Raw genomic sequence first — 16634 nt, forward strand, 5'->3', positions numbered from 1 at the left:
TTTTTTTGTCGCAGAGTTGCTATGTTTTATTTTTGTGACAAAAATCCTGAATTCTCTATCCTTCCTTGCCACTCACGGAGTGTCCATGCACTACTCATTTACTGAGAAGAAGCGTATTCGTAAATCTTTTGCGAAGCGCGCCAACGTCCACAACGTTCCGTTCTTGCTGGCGACTCAAATCGAGTCGTACCAGAGCTTCTTACAAGAAGACAGAACACCGCCAACTCGTAAAAACGAGGGCTTGCAGTCTGCCTTCACCTCGATTTTCCCTATTGTTTCGCACAATGGCTTCGCACGTCTTGAATTCCTGTCCTACGTTTTAGGCGATCCTGCGTTCGACGTCAAGGAATGTCAATTGCGTGGCCTGACTTATGCTTCGCCTTTGCGTGCAAAAGTCCGCCTGGTCATTCTGGACAAGGAATCACCAACCAAGCCGGTTGTCAAAGAAATGAAAGAACAGGAAGTCTACATGGGCGAATTGCCTTTGATGACGACCACTGGTTCTTTTGTTATCAACGGTACTGAGCGCGTTATCGTGTCCCAGTTGCACCGTTCCCCTGGCGTGTTCTTTGAACATGACCGCGGCAAGACACATTCTTCCGGTAAATTGCTGTTCTCGGCAAGGATTATTCCTTACCGTGGTTCATGGCTGGATTTCGAATTCGATCCTAAAGATATCCTGTTCTTCCGTATTGACCGTCGTCGCAAGATGCCAGTCACTATCCTGCTGCGCGCCATAGGCATGAGCAATGAACAGATCCTGGCTAACTTCTTTGTCTTCGATAATTTCAACCTGCACAGTGATGGTGCAGAAATGGAATTCGTTGCAGAACGTCTGCGTGGTGAAGTTGCCCGTTTTGACATCAGCGACAAATCCGGCAAAGTCATCGTTGCCAAGGACAAGCGTATCAATGCCAAGCATGTACGTGAAATCGAAGCCGGTGGCATCAAGCACATTTCCGTGCCTGAAGATTACCTGCTGGGTCGCGTCCTGGCCAAGAACATCGTTGATGCAGACACTGGTGAAGTTATCGCCAATGCCAATGATGAGCTGACCGAAGAATTGCTGGGTCGTTTGCGCGACGCCAAAGTCAATGATATCCAGACTTTGTACACCAATGACCTGGATCAGGGTGCTTACATTTCCCAGACTCTGCGTGCTGATGATACAGCTGACCAGATGGCTGCCCGCGTTGCCATCTACCGCATGATGCGTCCTGGCGAACCACCAACAGAAGATTCTGTTGAAGCCCTGTTCAATGGCTTGTTCTACAGCGAAGACCGTTACGATCTGTCCGCAGTCGGCCGCATGAAGTTCAACCGCCGTATCGGCCGTGATGAACTGACTGGCGCCATGACTTTGTCGAACGAAGACGTATTGGCCGTGATCAAGATTTTGGTTGAGCTGCGCAATGGCCGAGGCGAAGTCGATGATATCGATCACTTGGGTAACCGTCGCGTACGTTGCGTTGGTGAATTGGCTGAGAACCAGTTCCGTGCTGGTCTGGTACGTGTTGAACGTGCTGTCAAAGAGCGTCTGGGGCAGGCTGAAGCCGACAACCTGATGCCGCATGACCTGATCAACTCCAAGCCTATCTCTGCTGCGATCCGTGAGTTCTTCGGTTCTTCACAATTGTCCCAGTTTATGGATCAGACCAACCCATTGTCAGAAATCACGCACAAACGTCGTATTTCCGCCCTGGGACCTGGTGGTTTGACACGTGAGCGCGCTGGCTTTGAAGTCCGCGACGTTCATCCAACCCACTATGGCCGCGTCTGCCCGATTGAGACACCAGAGGGACCAAACATTGGTCTGATCAACTCGCTGGCTCTGTATGCGCGTCTGAACGAATACGGTTTCCTGGAAACACCATACCGTAAAGTGGTTGACAGCAAAATCACGTCCCAGATCGACTACCTGTCTGCGATTGAAGAAGGTCGTTACATCATCGCTCAGGCGAATGCGACGATCGACGGCGAAGGCAAACTGATCGATGAACTGGTCTCTGCCCGTGAAGCTGGCGAAACGATCCTGGTATCCCCAGAGCGTATCCAGTACATGGACGTGGCTACTGGTCAGGTGGTTTCTGTTGCGGCATCCCTGATCCCGTTCCTCGAACACGATGATGCGAACCGTGCGTTGATGGGTGCCAACATGCAACGTCAAGCCGTTCCTTGCTTGCGTCCAGAGAAAGCATTCGTTGGTACAGGTATCGAACGTACTGTGGCAGTTGACTCCGGTACAACCGTACAGGCACTGCGTGGCGGTAAGGTTGATTACATCGATGCAGGCCGTATCGTTATTCGTGTGAATGATGCTGAAGCACAGGCAGGTGAAGTCGGTGTGGATATCTACAACCTCATCAAATACACCCGTTCCAACCAGAACACCAATATCAACCAACGTCCTATCGTCAAAGTTGGCGATCTGGTTGCCAAAGGTGACGTATTGGCCGACGGCGCATCGACAGATCTGGGCGAATTGGCCCTGGGTCAGAACATGCTGGTCGCGTTCATGCCTTGGAATGGTTATAACTTCGAAGATTCGATCCTGATCTCTGAAAAAGTTGTGGCTGATGACCGTTATACCTCGATCCATATCGAAGAGTTGTCGGTTGTTGCCCGTGATACCAAACTGGGTGCGGAAGAAATCACACGTGATATTTCCAATCTGGCAGAAAACCAGCTGGCACGTCTGGATGAATCCGGAATCGTCTACATCGGTGCTGAAGTAACAGCCGGTGATACCCTGGTCGGTAAAGTGACACCAAAAGGTGAAACTCAACTGACACCAGAAGAAAAACTGCTGCGCGCCATTTTCGGTGAAAAAGCTTCTGACGTTAAAGATACATCCCTGCGCGTGCCTTCCGGCATGGTAGGTACAGTTATCGACGTACAAGTATTCACCCGCGAAGGCATACAACGCGACAAACGTGCGCAACAGATTATCGATGATGAATTGAAGCGTTATCGCCTCGATCTGAACGATCAGTTGCGTATTGTTGAAGGCGATGCATTTGAGCGTCTGGAACGTATGCTGGATGGCAAGATTGCTGACGGCGGCCCGGCCAAGCTGGCTAAAGGCACCAAGATCACCAGGGAATACCTGGCAAGCGTGGATAAATACCACTGGTTCGACATTCGCCTGGCATCTGATGAAGCAGCCAATGCACTGGTCGCGATGAAAGATTCCATCGCTGAAAAACGTCATCAGTTCGATCTGGCTTTTGAAGAAAAACGTACCAAGCTGACGCAAGGCGATGAATTGCCGCCAGGCGTACAAAAAATGGTCAAGGTTTACCTGGCTGTTAAACGTCGCCTGCAACCTGGTGACAAGATGGCGGGTCGTCACGGTAACAAGGGTGTGGTTTCCCGTATCGTGCCTATCGAAGACATGCCTTACATGGCTGACGGTACACCGGCAGACATCGTGTTGAACCCATTGGGTGTTCCATCACGTATGAACGTTGGTCAGGTTCTGGAAGTGCATTTGGGCTGGGCAGCTAAAGGCCTGGGCTTGCGCATAGGCGAAATGCTGAAAGCCAAAGCCAAGGTAGAAGAACTGCGTGAATTCCTGAAGAAGATTTATAACGAATCTGGCAAGAAGGAAGACATCGACAGTTTCTCCGATGCCGAGATCCTGGAATTGACGAACAACCTGAAAAATGGCGTGCCATTTGCTACACCAGTGTTTGACGGTGCGCATGAAAGCGAAATCCGCCGCATGCTGGATCTGGCCTTCCCTGACCATATCGCCGCACAACTGGGTATGACACCATCGAAAAACCAGGTCACCCTGTTTGATGGCCGTACCGGTGAAGCGTTCGAGCGTAAAGTCACACTGGGCTACATGCACGTACTGAAATTGCACCATCTGGTTGATGACAAGATGCACGCACGTTCGACCGGTCCTTACTCTCTGGTCACGCAACAACCTCTGGGCGGTAAAGCGCAGTTCGGTGGTCAGCGTTTCGGTGAGATGGAAGTCTGGGCACTGGAAGCATACGGCGCGTCTTACGTCTTGCAAGAGATGTTGACAGTCAAGTCAGATGACGTGAATGGCCGTACCAAAGTGTATGAAAACCTGGTCAAGGGCGATCACGTGATCGACGCCGGCATGCCAGAGTCCTTCAACGTTCTGGTCAAGGAAATCCGCTCTTTGGGTATCGATATCGATCTCGAACGTAGTTAAGAAGTTTAGTAATTGTGCAGTAAAGTCATCGCCCGGATAACGTCCGGGCGATGGCCGTTAAACCTGGCAAGCAGTTTGGAAGTAATGTCGTTCCCGGTATCAGCGGAACCTGTGTCGCAAGACCTGGCTCTCCCGCTCATGCGAACAGGGTAAAAGCGGCGAAGCTTCTGTTGCAGCACCATTGAGCCAACTAGCGTTTGCGCGCTTCACTGGAGTGATACACATGAAAGCTCTGCTCGATCTATTCAAGCAAGTCCAACCTAACGAACAATTCGACGCGATCAAGATTGGTCTGGCGTCTCCTGAAAAAATTCGTTCCTGGTCCTACGGCGAAGTTAAAAAGCCGGAAACCATCAACTATCGTACTTTCAAGCCAGAGCGTGATGGCCTGTTTTGCGCCAAGATTTTTGGTCCTATCAAGGATTACGAATGCCTGTGCGGCAAGTACAAACGCCTGAAACACCGTGGCGTGATCTGCGAAAAATGTGGCGTTGAAGTGACCCTGGCCAAAGTGCGTCGTGAGCGCATGGGCCATATCGAGCTGGCTTCCCCAACTGCGCATATCTGGTTCCTGAAATCCCTGCCATCCCGTCTGGGTATGGTATTGGACATGACTTTGCGCGATATCGAACGCGTTCTGTATTTTGAAGCATATGTCGTTACCGATCCAGGCATGACACCGCTGAAAAAATGCCAGATCATGTCTGAAGATGATTTCGCTGCCAAGTATGAAGAATACGGCGATGAATTCACTGCATTCATGGGTGCTGAAGGTATCCGTGAATTGCTGCGCTCCATCGACATCGACCGTGATGCAGAAACCCTGCGCACAGAGTTGAAAGAATCCAAATCTGAAGCCAAGATCAAGAAATACGCAAAACGTCTGAAAGTACTGGAAGCATTCCAGCGCTCAGGCATCAAGCCAGACTGGATGATCATGGAAGTGCTGCCGGTCCTGCCGCCAGAACTGCGTCCATTGGTCCCGCTGGATGGTGGCCGTTTCGCGACTTCCGATCTGAATGACCTGTATCGCCGCGTTATCAACCGTAACAACCGCCTGAAGCGTCTGATGGAATTGCGCGCTCCTGAAATCATCACACGCAATGAAAAGCGTATGTTGCAGGAAGCCGTCGATTCCCTGCTCGATAACGGCCGTCGCGGTAAGGCAATGACAGGCGCCAACAAGCGTCCTCTGAAATCCCTGGCAGAAATGATCAAGGGTAAGGGCGGTCGTTTCCGTCAAAACTTGCTGGGTAAGCGCGTCGATTACTCTGGCCGTTCCGTTATCGTGGTTGGTCCACAACTGAAATTGCATCAGTGCGGCTTGCCAAAATTGATGGCGCTGGAACTGTTCAAACCTTTCATTTTCAATAAACTGGAATTGATGGGTCTGGCAACGACCATCAAGGCAGCGAAAAAACTGGTAGAGATACAAGAACCAGTCGTATGGGATATCCTGGAAGAAGTTATCCGCGAACATCCTATCATGCTGAACCGTGCGCCTACGCTGCACCGTCTGGGTATCCAGGCCTTTGAGCCAGTCCTGATTGAAGGTAAAGCGATCCAGTTGCATCCACTCGTCTGCGCGGCTTTCAATGCCGACTTTGACGGTGACCAAATGGCGGTCCACGTTCCTCTGTCTATCGAAGCACAGATGGAAGCACGCACTTTGATGCTGGCATCCAACAATATTCTGTTCCCATCCAATGGTGAACCGTCTATCGTTCCTTCCCAGGATATCGTGTTGGGTCTGTACTACGCTTCCCGTGAAAAAATCAACGGCAAGGGCGAAGGCATGATGTTCCCTGACGTTTCAGAAGCGATCCGCGCCTGGGACAACAAGGAAGTCGAACTGAGCACACGTATCACAGTCCGTATTACTGAATACCCTAAGAACGCTGAAACTGGCGAATTCGTTAAAACCATCAAGCGTTATGAAACGACTGTTGGCCGTGCGATCTTGTCCGAGATTCTGCCTAAAGGTTTGCCATTCACCGTACTGAACCGTGCGCTGAAGAAAAAAGAAATTTCCAAACTCATCGATACCTCATTCCGCAAGTGCGGTCTGCGTGCAACGGTGGTGTTTGCTGATCAATTGATGCAAATGGGTTTCCGCCTGGCGACACGCGCCGGTATCTCCATCTGCATCGATGACATGTTGGTTCCACCGCAAAAAGTGACTTTGTTGGCAGCAGCAGAACACGAAGTCAAACAGATCGAACAGCAATATGCTTCCGGTCTGGTGACAGCGGGCGAGCGCTACAACAAAGTGGTCGATATCTGGGGCAAAACTGGTGATGAAGTCGGCAAGGCCATGATGGAACAACTCAAAGTTGAACCAGTCACACGCCGCGACGGCTCTGTCGGTACACAAGAATCTTTCAACGCCATTTACATGATGGCCGACTCCGGTGCGCGTGGTTCTGCAGCCCAGATTCGTCAGTTGGCAGGTATGCGTGGTCTGATGGCGAAACCGGATGGCTCGATTATCGAAACGCCGATCACCGCGAACTTCCGCGAAGGTCTGAACGTTTTGCAGTACTTTATTTCCACTCACGGTGCGCGTAAAGGTCTGGCCGATACGGCGTTGAAAACAGCTAACTCCGGTTACCTGACACGCCGTCTGGTTGACGTTACCCAGGATCTGGTCGTGGTTGAAGATGACTGCGGTACAGCCAATGGTTCGTCCATGAAGGCCATCGTTGAAGGCGGTGAAGTTAACGTGCCTTTGCGCGACCTGATTTTGGGCCGTGTTTGCGCCAACGACATCGTCAATCCTGAAACACAGGAAACACTGTACGAAGCTGGCACTCTGCTGGATGAAACATCGGTAGAACGCATCGAAGCCCTGGGCATCGATGAAGTCAAGGTACGTACACCACTGACATGTGACACACGTTACGGTCTGTGCGCAATGTGCTATGGCCGTGACCTGGGTCGTGGTTCTCTGGTCAATGCTGGTGAAGCAGTTGGTGTTATCGCTGCGCAGTCCATCGGTGAACCAGGTACACAGTTGACGATGCGTACCTTCCACATTGGTGGTGCGGCATCCCGTGCAGCGATTGCCTCTTCTGTTGAAGCCAAGTCCAACGGTACGATCCGCTTCACAGCGACCATGCGTTATGTCACTAACGGTAAAGGCGACCAGATCGTTATTTCCCGTTCTGGCGAAGTGCTGATTACTGATGACCACGGTCGTGAACGTGAACGTCATAAAGTACCTTACGGTGCAACCCTGATCGTTAAAGACGGTCTGGTCATCAAGGCTGGTACAGCATTGGCAACGTGGGATCCATTGACCCGTCCTATCATTACCGAATACACCGGTACGGTGAAATTCGAAAACGTCGAAGAAGGCGTGACTGTTGCCAAACAGGTTGATGAAGTGACAGGTCTGTCCACGCTGGTGGCGATCGATGCGAAACGCCGTGGTAGCGCAGCGGGTAAAACTCTGCGTCCACAAGTCAAGCTGTTGAATGAACAAGGCGAAGAAGTCAAGATCGCTGGTACAGAACACGCAGTAACGATCGGCTTCCAGGTGGGTGCGCTGATTACCGTCAAAGACGGTCAGCAAGTACACGTGGGTGAAGTTCTGGCGCGTATCCCGACAGAATCACAAAAAACCCGTGATATTACCGGTGGTCTGCCACGCGTTGCCGAGTTGTTCGAAGCCCGTTCACCAAAAGATGCCGGTATGCTGGCAGAGGTAACAGGTACGGTTGCGTTTGGTAAAGAAACCAAAGGTAAGCAACGTCTGGAAATCACAGACATGGATGGCGAGAAACACGAGTTCCTGATCACCAAGGACAAACAAGTCCTGGTGCATGACGGCCAAGTGGTGAACAAGGGTGAGATGATTGTTGACGGCCCAGCTGATCCACAAGACATCCTGCGTTTGTTGGGTATCGAAGCGCTGGCACGTTACATCGTTGATGAAGTTCAGGACGTGTACCGTTTGCAAGGCGTTAAGATCAATGACAAGCACATTGAAGTGATCGTGCGTCAGATGTTGCGCCGTGTTGTCGTGGTGAATCCAGGCGATGCCAACTACATCGTCGGTGAACAGGTAGAACGTTCTGAATTGCTCGATGAAAACGATCGCGTCATTGCTGCCAACGGTATTCCTGCAACGTATGAAAATATCTTGCTGGGTATTACCAAGGCATCCTTGTCCACCGATTCCTTCATCTCTGCGGCGTCCTTCCAGGAAACCACACGTGTTCTGACCGAAGCTGCGATCATGGGCAAAAAAGACGGTCTGCGTGGCTTGAAAGAAAACGTCATCGTTGGTCGATTGATACCTGCTGGTACAGGTCTGGCATTCCACCGAGCCCGCAAGTTGAAAGAAACCTGGGAAGCAGATGAACGCGTAGCCTTGCTGGAAGCAGAAAAAGCAGCATTTGCGCCGATACCAGAAGTAACAACAACTGATGTGGTGGATGGCGGCGAAGCATAAGCAATCACCGCAGCAATACAGCACTATCAAGATGTTGATGTAGTAAAGAACGGCACCTGTATAAGGTGCCGTTTTTTTTGGCCTGAACATTTGTTCATGCAGCAGTACAATACGGCTGCTAACCATAGACAGATTATGCAAGAGAATAAAAACCTGGAACTCAATGCTGCCGCCATAGAAAAACTCTGTGATGGCGCAGCCCGCGAAGTTGATATAGAAGTCGTCGCAGAAACCGGCTCCACCAATGCCGACCTGATGGCGCGCCTGTCTGCGGGCGCATCGACACCGGCGCGCCCGGTGCTGCGGGTAGCTGTGCATCAGACAGCAGGGCGCGGCAGGGCAGGTCGCCCATGGTTGACCGTGCCCGGTGGCATGCTGACTTTTTCCCTCGCCTGGCATTTGCCGCAAGCGCCATACAATTTGCTGGGCCTGCCGCTGGCGATAGGTGTTGCCCTGGCTGAGTGCCTGAATGCCCTGAACCAGAATGTACAATTGAAGTGGCCAAATGACCTCTTGCGCGATGGTAAAAAGCTCGCAGGCATCCTGCTCGAATCCGCTGCCGCCAGCGAAGGCGGTACCTGGATAGTTGCAGGCATAGGCCTGAACCTGCAAGTATCGGATGAGCTGGAGGCGCAAGTTGGCCGCGCCCTGGCAGACGCGCCCTGGCTGGCGCAGATGGACAGAAACCTGTTACTCGCGCAATTGCTGAACGCACTTGCCGCAGCATTGCAGCAATTTGGCGAGCAAGGTTTTTCCGCCTTTTTGCCTCGCTGGAATGCCTTGCATGCCTATGCCGGTCAAACCGTGCATATACTCGATAACGGCCAGGTTTTACATACAGGCAAAGCGCTAGGTGTCGATCTGCATGGCTGTCTGGTATTACAGACTGAACATGGTCAGGTCAATGTACTGGCAGGTGATGTGTCTTTACGGCCAGTAGCATGACAAAAATAGCCAGAAAAGAGTAGCAAGAAAAGAGTGAAACAGACATGAGTCAATTATTGATCGATGCAGGCAATACGCGCATCAAATGGGCGCTGGCAGATATCAACACTGTGCCAGCGGGATCGGTCTCAAGACCGGCACCAGCACCAGTGTGGCAACAGATCGCCTCCGTCAGCCATGCTGAACTGGACACTTTGAAAACCTGCTGGCAAGGCATGCGCTTCACACGCGCCCTGATTTCCAATGTCGCCGGTGCCAGCATCAAGGAAAAACTCACGGCCTTACTGCAAGAAGTGCAGCCAGGTTTGCCAATAGACTGGTTTGCTTCGCAAGAAGATATCGCCGGTCTGCATAATGGCTACCGCAATCCGGCGCAACTGGGTTGTGATCGCCTCGCCTCCATGATAGGTGCGCATTACCTGTTCCCGCAGCAAAGCCTGATTGTCGCCACTTGTGGAACTGCCACCACAGTCGATGCTGTCACTACAGATGGCGTATTCAAGGGCGGCATGATCTTGCCTGGCCTTAAACTGATGGCAGAATCGCTGGCACGCAATACCGCACAATTGCCCCAGGTGGCAGAATCAACAGAGATCGCCAAAGTCTTTGCCGATAATACCGACCAGGCCATCGTCAGTGGCTGCATCAGTGCTCAGGTCGGTGCGATAGTACGTGCCTTCAATACCCTGGAGCAGCAAGAGAAAAAGACCGTCAATTGCGTGATTTCTGGTGGTGCTGCCCCGTATTTATTGCATCATTTGGGCATTCCTTACCAATATGTAGATAATCTGGTCTTGACGGGGCTGTTTGTCGTGGCACAATCAAGCCCGGACCGATAACACTGACACTTTAACCATGCTGAGATTCTTTTTCTGGAGCCTGCTCGTACTGAATGCCTTCCTGCTGGCATTTAATCTCGGCTATCTGGGACACTGGTCCCTCGATACTCATGAGCCCGAGCGCCTGAAAAAACAGCATCACGCCGACCAGTTAAAGCTTCTGACTGCGGCCGAAGCAGTGTCGCCAAGTGAACCGGCATCAGAAAAGAAACCCGAAGTCATTGCCTGCCTGGAAGTCGGTAACTTCCAGCAAAGCGACATCCCAAGGATAGAAGAAAAATTAAAGTCCCTGGCAATGGGGGACCGCCAGTCCCGTATCAATGTCGTTGACGTCGCCACCCACATGGTCTTCATCCCTTCACAGGGTAGTAAAGAGGGCGCAGACAAAAAAGCTGGTGAGCTACGCCGCCTGGGCATCAATGATTTCTATATCGTGCAAGACCAGAGCAATCTGCGCTGGGGTATTTCGCTGGGCGTGTTCAAGACCGAAGAAGCAGCCAAACTGCATTTGAATAATCTCAGCAATAAAGGCGTGCGCTCTGCCCGTATAGGCCCGCGCACGGTCAGCACCAATAAATTTGCCTTCCAGTTCAGGGCCATGAGTGCGGAAGAAAAGAGCAAGTACGATGTCATCAAGGCAGAGTTCCCGGCACAGGAAAACCGCAATTGCCAGACAACGGCGTATAGCAGGAGTTAAGCCATGAGCAATCTGGAGATGATGACGATACTCTTTGTATGCACGGTATGTGCAATTAACCTCTATGTCAGTTACTGTGTTCTTCGGAGCGATTATTATGGGTCAGCGCAAAAGGCTTTCCAATTTTTCCTGATTTGGTTGCTACCTTTGTTGGGTAGTTTGTTTTGTTATACGCTAGCTAAACCAGATGTAAGCCATAAAATCAGCTTCAGGGACGATGTTCCTGAATATACTGGAGTTGGTTTGCATGGCCTGGATCATTGATGTTTTGTGCAACTGAGTCCTGACTATCGCTTCTTACATGATGAACGCACTCATCATTCTCGCCATAATCATTGTGATTGTCTTGCTGGCAATGAATGTGTATGTGACTTACTTGCTGGCAAGGAGTGATTTTTTTGAGCCTGCTCAAAAATATGCGCAATATGCCTTGATCTGGTTGCTCCCGGTTATCGGAGCTATTCTTTGCTATTTGTTTGTACAGCCAAGTTTAGGGCCTCCCAGCGGTCAATACATCAATCGTGAAAATGCCCCTGAGAATGATTTTATGGATTTTTCCCGTTCAAACAAAGATTATTTCAGTGGCCACGACTGATATTCGCCGGACCTACACTCGCGGAACAGTCACTGGCTAAAAATATTTTCAATCAATTCTCATTGAGTGAGAATTGATTGTTGATGTTTCTCAGTGTGTTGCTAGAATGAGTCTGATATTGTTCTTTTCCCCAAGCCACAATGCCAGCATCCAATAAGGATAGTATTGCTCAGAGTGAACGCGTTTTACAGGTTCTGGCCTGCATTGCCCGTCATGGCGATGCCTTGTCTGCGCGTGAACTTGTAGAGCAAACCGGCTTGCCACTGAGCACCTTATACCGTCAGCTTGCACCGCTCAAGAAATGGGGCCTGGTGCAGGAACATGCGCAGACGGGCTTATATGAACCTGGCCCGCTGGCAGTGCAACTGGCGCGTGGTTTTGACCAGCATTCCTGGCTGATGAGTGCAGCGCGCGATGAACTTGCCGATCTGGTGCAAAAGTCGGGTGAGAGCGTAGGTTTGCTGGCCTATGTCAATGGACAAGTGGTTTGCCTGGATATGCAAGAAAGCCAGCAAGCCCTGCGCTGTTCTTTTGCCAAAGGCCGTGCCAGCTCCAGCGTGCGTGGTGCGTCGGCCAAGGCTTTGCTGGCACATCTGCCGCCAGCCTTGCAAGACGAATTGCTGGCGCAGAATTTTCTGGAAAATGCACCAGTATCCGGCCAGTTACTGCAAGACTTGCAAACCCAGTTGCAAGGCATACGTGAACAGAGATATGCGACCAGTGAGAATGAAGTTGATCTTGGTATCTGGGGCGTCAGCGCACCTGTGTTTTCTGGCCGCCATAAACTTGAAGCCACCTTATCCCTGATGGCACCTGCCCAGCGCATACAGCAACGCAAGCACGAACTCATCAATATGACTTTGGCAGCAGCCGACAGACTGAGCCACAAACTACAATATCCATAAATCCCGGAGACACCATGACTGCTTTTCATTTTCAACAGGGCGGCCTGCCCCTACTGATTTCCATGCCACATGTGGGCACCAGCATACCGGATGACATCGCTGCCCAGATGCTGCCAGTTGCACAAGAAAAAGCCGATACTGACTGGCACTTGCGTGCACTCTACAATATGGCGGCAGAGCTCGGTGCATCCACCATCGCGGCGGAATATTCACGCTATGTGATAGACCTGAACCGTTCTTCAGATAATGCCAATCTGTATCCGGGGCAAGATACTACCGGCCTGTGTCCGGTTGACACCTTTGCCAAGCAGCCGCTATATGCGCCTGAGAATTTGCCGGCAGAAGCCGAGGTGCAGCGCCGCATCGCTACATACTGGCAACCCTATCACCAGCAATTGCAACAAGAGCTGGAACGCCTGTTAAGCCTGCATGGCAGCGTGGTTTTGTGGGACGCACATTCCATTGCCTCGCTGGTGCCGCGTTTTTTTGAAGGCAAATTACCAGACCTGAATTTTGGTACGGCTGACCAGAAATCCTGTGACATAGGTATGCAGAATGCATTGCAGGTATGCCTCAGAAATTCTGCCCATGCGCAAGCCTATACCCATATTTTCAATGGCCGTTTCAAGGGCGGTTTTATCACCCGCAATTACGGCCAGCCATCACGTCATATCCATGCAGTGCAACTGGAGATGAGCCAATGCATTTACATGAACGAAGCAGCGCCCTACGAATACCGGCCTGACCTGGCAGTCAAGGTGCAACCCCTGCTGAGGCAGTTGCTGCAAACCTGCCTGGACTGGAACAAAACACAAGGGAGCGCCGCATGAGTAGCCTGTTTGCCCATCACGCTTTGCTGCCCCAGGGCTGGACCAGCAATGTACGCCTGCACTGGAATGAGGGAGGTGATCTGAGTCTGGTTGAGCTGGATGCAGCTTTGCAGGCGCATGAAAGCCAGGCGCAGTTTGTCCTGCCCGGTATGAGCAATTTGCATTCGCACGCCTTCCAGCGCGCCATGGCGGGCATGACAGAAATGGCAGGCGAGGGCAAGGACAGTTTCTGGACCTGGCGTGACCTCATGTACCGTTATGCCCTGCATATCACGCCTGAGCAAATCCAGGCCATTGCGGCGCAATTGTATGCTGAATGCCTGCGTCATGGTTATACCGCAGTCTGTGAATTTCATTACCTGCATCGTGACCAGGATGGCAGTTTTTATGTGCGCCCAGCCGAGATGGCAGAGCGCGTTATCGCTGCTGCAGAACAGACTGGCATGGGCATCAGCATGCTGCCCGTGTTATACAGTTACGCCGATTTTGGTGAACAGGCTTTGCGCTACGACCAGCGCCGTTTCTCTACCAATGTGGCCGAGATCATGCAATTGATCGAAGCACTGGAAGGCAAGCGCAATGCCCAGGTCGAAGTTGGTGTCGCTCCGCATTCCCTGCGCGCTGCCAGTATCAGCCAGATACGTGAACTGGTAGCGGCACTGCCCGCCGCCCGTCCTATCCATATCCATATCGCTGAGCAGCAAAAAGAAGTCGATGCCTGTATTGCTTACTCAGGCAAACGCCCGGTAGAACTCTTGCTTGATAGTGAGCTTGTGAATGAGCGCTGGTGCCTGGTGCATGCGACTCATCTGAACAAGTCTGAAGTGCAGGGTATCGCGACCAGTGGCGCAGTGGCTGGCATTTGCACGACGACTGAAGGCAATCTCGGTGATGGTTTTTTTGATTTGCCAGATTACATCGCAGCTGGTGGTCGCTTTGGTGTAGGCAGTGACAGCCATGTATCACAAAGCCCGGTAGAAGAATTGCGCTGGCTGGAATATGGCCAGCGCCTACGCCTGCAGGGCCGCAATATTGCCAGCGTTGCAGGTCAGCGCAAGGTCGGTGATTTCTTGTATCAGGCAGCCCTGCAAGGTGGCGCCCAAGCAAGCGGACGCAAGCTTGGACAACTGACTACTGGCTATCGCGCCGATATGGTAGTACTTGATGACGCGCATCCGAATCTTGCAGGTATAGCTAGCACGGATGTGCTCAATACCTGGATCTTTGCAGGCAACGATAATCTGGTACGTGATGTATATGTTGGAGGTAAAAAAACAGTGGAAAACGGCCGTCACGTATTACAAACGGAAATCCGGGCGGCCTACACCAGTTGCATGCATCAATTACGGCAATTATAAACATCAGCAGCGGCCTGCATGAGTAAAGGTGTGGGACATAGAGAACTGCATTGATCGCAATCAGTTCCTTTGGCTCTCAAATTGGCGATGAAAAAGTGTGGGCCAGCAAATAACGTGTGCCGTAATAAATGATTAATGCGTAGTACAGGCTAGGTACAGCAACCCCAAATGCAGAAAGCGCGAGCAATGTTTTACCCGTTCCAGATTTTGGTGCCTGCTCACCGTAGTCATTCTCCCATCTTGGCCCGGAAAGAAAGCAGAGCAAAGGCAGGATAATCAAGGTGATCAGGGGAAATGAAAAAATCTTGATTGACCAAGATGGAAAATTCAAATCACGCAGGCGACTGGCAGACATGGGGTAAAAAAGTGCAGCAAAAGCCATACCCATTGCTGTGATGCACCAGTTAAGAGTAACCAGATCGATGACACCTGTCAGCGCTAATTTTTTGCAGAGTAATATTGTGCTTGCCGACCAGACAATGACGCTGAATGACATGGTGAGCAGATAGGTACCTGCGCCGGTTCTTTGTTTCATAGATATGGCTATGTGCCCAACAGAGAAGGGTGCAATTTTCAAGCTCTTGCACCCTACAAAAAATTACTTACTCATTGCGCAATCTCACTGCAGCATCCCGCAACATCTTCTCCGTCGTTTCCCAGTCCACACAGGCATCGGTCACTGAGCAACCGTATTTGAGTTGCGATAAATCGGCAGGAATAGGCTGGTTACCGGCAATGATATTGGATTCGATCATGACACCGACAATATCCTTGTTGCCGTTGGCGATCTGGTTGATGACATCGGCCATGACCAGCGGTTGCAATTCCGGTTTTTTATAGCTGTTGGCATGCGAGCAATCGACCACGATATTGGGTGGCAACTTCGCCTTGACCAGCGCTTGCTGGGCCATGGCGACAGATACAGTATCGTAATTAGGGCGATCACCACCACCGCGCAAGACCACGTGGCCATACTGATTGCCGCTGGTGCGCACGATAGAGACGCGGCCCTGACCATTCAAACCCAGGAAAGAATGCGGATGGGATGCCGACAAGATCGCATTGATGGCAATGCTGATATCGCCATCCGTACCATTTTTGAAACCCACAGGCGTAGACAGACCGGACGACATTTCGCGATGGGTCTGGGATTCTGTCGTGCGCGCACCGATCGCCGTCCAGGCAATCAGGTCACCCAGGTATTGTGGTGATATCGGGTCCAGCGCTTCAGTGCCGGTCGGCAGACCGAGTTCGCAGACATCCAGCAAAAATTGGCGGGCTTTTTCCATGCCCTCATCAACACGGAAAGAGTCATCCATGTACGGGTCATTGATGTAACCCTTCCAGCCTGTGGTCGTACGTGGTTTTTCAAAATACACGCGCATGACCAGCAACATCACATCCTTGACTTCTTCCTGCAGGGCTCTCAGGCGGCGCGCATAGTCGAGGCCAGCGACCGGGTCATGAATGGAGCAGGGGCCGACGACGACGAACAGGCGTTTGTCCTTGCGTTCCAGTATGTTGCGCAGGCTCTCGCGGCTTTGCTCGACAACATCGCCAGCCAGATCGCTCAAAGGCAGGCGGGCATGCAGTTCTTCAGGGGTGGGCATGTTCTCGAAAGAACTGACGTTGATGTTTTCCAGTATGGTGTGTGTCATGTTAAGTAAGGGGCTTTTGCGTTGAATTTGGCCTACATTATCACCGATTACTGGATTTTTAGAATTGCACGCTAATCACAATCACACATTATTTGATCTGATCTGTTCTGATCGCCTAAAGATAAACTCCCCTAAAATCAAGAGTGAGCCATTTTTACT

12 protein-coding genes are annotated in these 16634 nt (G+C 51.4%); 10 read left to right on the plus strand and 2 right to left on the minus strand.

The features are described 5' to 3' along the window. Positions 1-85: 85 nt before the first annotated feature. The 10 genes from rpoB to UNDKW_RS01775 all read left to right on the plus strand — a co-directional run bounded on the left by rpoB (position 86) and on the right by UNDKW_RS01775 (position 14817). Positions 86-4192: a DNA-directed RNA polymerase subunit beta gene (gene rpoB, locus UNDKW_RS01730; protein WP_162057338.1), complete on the plus strand. Its 4107-nt coding sequence runs from the start codon at positions 86-88 to the stop codon at positions 4190-4192. A 223-nt stretch (positions 4193-4415) separates the two neighbouring features. Then, on the plus strand, positions 4416-8648 hold the full coding sequence (gene rpoC / locus UNDKW_RS01735) for a DNA-directed RNA polymerase subunit beta' (RefSeq protein WP_162057339.1): 4233 nt from the start codon (positions 4416-4418) through the stop codon (positions 8646-8648). Between the two features lie 135 nt (positions 8649-8783). Further along, positions 8784-9593, plus strand: a complete 810-nt coding sequence (locus UNDKW_RS01740) for a biotin--[acetyl-CoA-carboxylase] ligase (protein ID WP_162057340.1) — start codon at positions 8784-8786, stop codon at positions 9591-9593. Positions 9594-9637: 44 nt separating this feature from the next. After that, positions 9638-10432, plus strand: coding sequence for a type III pantothenate kinase (locus tag UNDKW_RS01745; RefSeq protein ID WP_162057341.1), 795 nt, complete (start codon positions 9638-9640; stop codon positions 10430-10432). Positions 10433-10448: 16 nt separating this feature from the next. Next, positions 10449-11129, plus strand: coding sequence for an SPOR domain-containing protein (locus tag UNDKW_RS01750; protein ID WP_162039465.1), 681 nt, complete (start codon positions 10449-10451; stop codon positions 11127-11129). A gap of 3 nt (positions 11130-11132) precedes the next feature. Beyond that, complete coding sequence (locus UNDKW_RS01755) at positions 11133-11393, plus strand: hypothetical protein (protein WP_162057342.1); 261 nt, start codon at positions 11133-11135, stop codon at positions 11391-11393. 40 nt (positions 11394-11433) lie between these two features. Continuing rightward, positions 11434-11724 (plus strand): hypothetical protein, encoded by a 291-nt coding sequence (locus UNDKW_RS30055; RefSeq protein ID WP_197893074.1) that lies wholly within the window; start codon positions 11434-11436, stop codon positions 11722-11724. Positions 11725-11864: 140 nt separating this feature from the next. Continuing rightward, the gene (locus tag UNDKW_RS01765; RefSeq protein ID WP_162057343.1) at positions 11865-12629 is read left to right on the plus strand and encodes an IclR family transcriptional regulator; all 765 of its coding nucleotides are present in this window, start codon (positions 11865-11867) and stop codon (positions 12627-12629) included. Between the two features lie 14 nt (positions 12630-12643). Continuing rightward, the gene (hutG, locus tag UNDKW_RS01770; RefSeq protein ID WP_162057344.1) at positions 12644-13459 is read left to right on the plus strand and encodes an N-formylglutamate deformylase; all 816 of its coding nucleotides are present in this window, start codon (positions 12644-12646) and stop codon (positions 13457-13459) included. After that, positions 13456-14817, plus strand: a complete 1362-nt coding sequence (locus UNDKW_RS01775) for a formimidoylglutamate deiminase (RefSeq protein ID WP_162057345.1) — start codon at positions 13456-13458, stop codon at positions 14815-14817. Before hutG ends, UNDKW_RS01775 begins: the two co-directional genes overlap by 4 nt. Before the next feature lie 76 nt (positions 14818-14893). On the opposite strand, the gene UNDKW_RS01780 is transcribed toward UNDKW_RS01775, so the two are convergent. Together UNDKW_RS01780 and UNDKW_RS01785 are read right to left on the minus strand one after the other, a co-directional pair. Further along, positions 14894-15352, minus strand: coding sequence for a DUF805 domain-containing protein (locus UNDKW_RS01780; protein ID WP_162057346.1), 459 nt, complete (start codon positions 15350-15352; stop codon positions 14894-14896). 67 nt (positions 15353-15419) lie between these two features. After that, a complete protein-coding gene (locus UNDKW_RS01785; protein ID WP_162057347.1) occupies positions 15420-16475 on the minus strand; it encodes a 3-deoxy-7-phosphoheptulonate synthase in 1056 nt (351 codons plus the stop codon). Positions 16476-16634: the final 159 nt, after the last annotated feature.

It is taken from the genome of Undibacterium sp. KW1, assembly GCF_009937955.1.
Classification (GTDB): Bacteria; Pseudomonadota; Gammaproteobacteria; order Burkholderiales; family Burkholderiaceae_D; genus Undibacterium.

What these genes read in the sequence shown, in the direction of transcription:
- rpoB (WP_162057338.1), top strand. Translation starts at nt 86, where the DNA reads ATGCACTACTCATTTACTGAGAAGAAGCGTATTCGTAAATCTTTTGCG.
- rpoC (WP_162057339.1), top strand. Translation starts at nt 4,416, where the DNA reads ATGAAAGCTCTGCTCGATCTATTCAAGCAAGTCCAACCTAACGAACAA.
- UNDKW_RS01740 (WP_162057340.1), top strand. Translation starts at nt 8,784, where the DNA reads ATGCAAGAGAATAAAAACCTGGAACTCAATGCTGCCGCCATAGAAAAA.
- UNDKW_RS01745 (WP_162057341.1), top strand. Translation starts at nt 9,638, where the DNA reads ATGAGTCAATTATTGATCGATGCAGGCAATACGCGCATCAAATGGGCG.
- UNDKW_RS01750 (WP_162039465.1), top strand. Translation starts at nt 10,449, where the DNA reads ATGCTGAGATTCTTTTTCTGGAGCCTGCTCGTACTGAATGCCTTCCTG.
- UNDKW_RS01755 (WP_162057342.1), top strand. Translation starts at nt 11,133, where the DNA reads ATGAGCAATCTGGAGATGATGACGATACTCTTTGTATGCACGGTATGT.
- UNDKW_RS30055 (WP_197893074.1), top strand. Translation starts at nt 11,434, where the DNA reads ATGAACGCACTCATCATTCTCGCCATAATCATTGTGATTGTCTTGCTG.
- UNDKW_RS01765 (WP_162057343.1), top strand. Translation starts at nt 11,865, where the DNA reads ATGCCAGCATCCAATAAGGATAGTATTGCTCAGAGTGAACGCGTTTTA.
- hutG (WP_162057344.1), top strand. Translation starts at nt 12,644, where the DNA reads ATGACTGCTTTTCATTTTCAACAGGGCGGCCTGCCCCTACTGATTTCC.
- UNDKW_RS01775 (WP_162057345.1), top strand. Translation starts at nt 13,456, where the DNA reads ATGAGTAGCCTGTTTGCCCATCACGCTTTGCTGCCCCAGGGCTGGACC.
- UNDKW_RS01780 (WP_162057346.1), bottom strand. Translation starts at nt 15,352, where the DNA reads ATGAAACAAAGAACCGGCGCAGGTACCTATCTGCTCACCATGTCATTC.
- UNDKW_RS01785 (WP_162057347.1), bottom strand. Translation starts at nt 16,475, where the DNA reads ATGACACACACCATACTGGAAAACATCAACGTCAGTTCTTTCGAGAAC.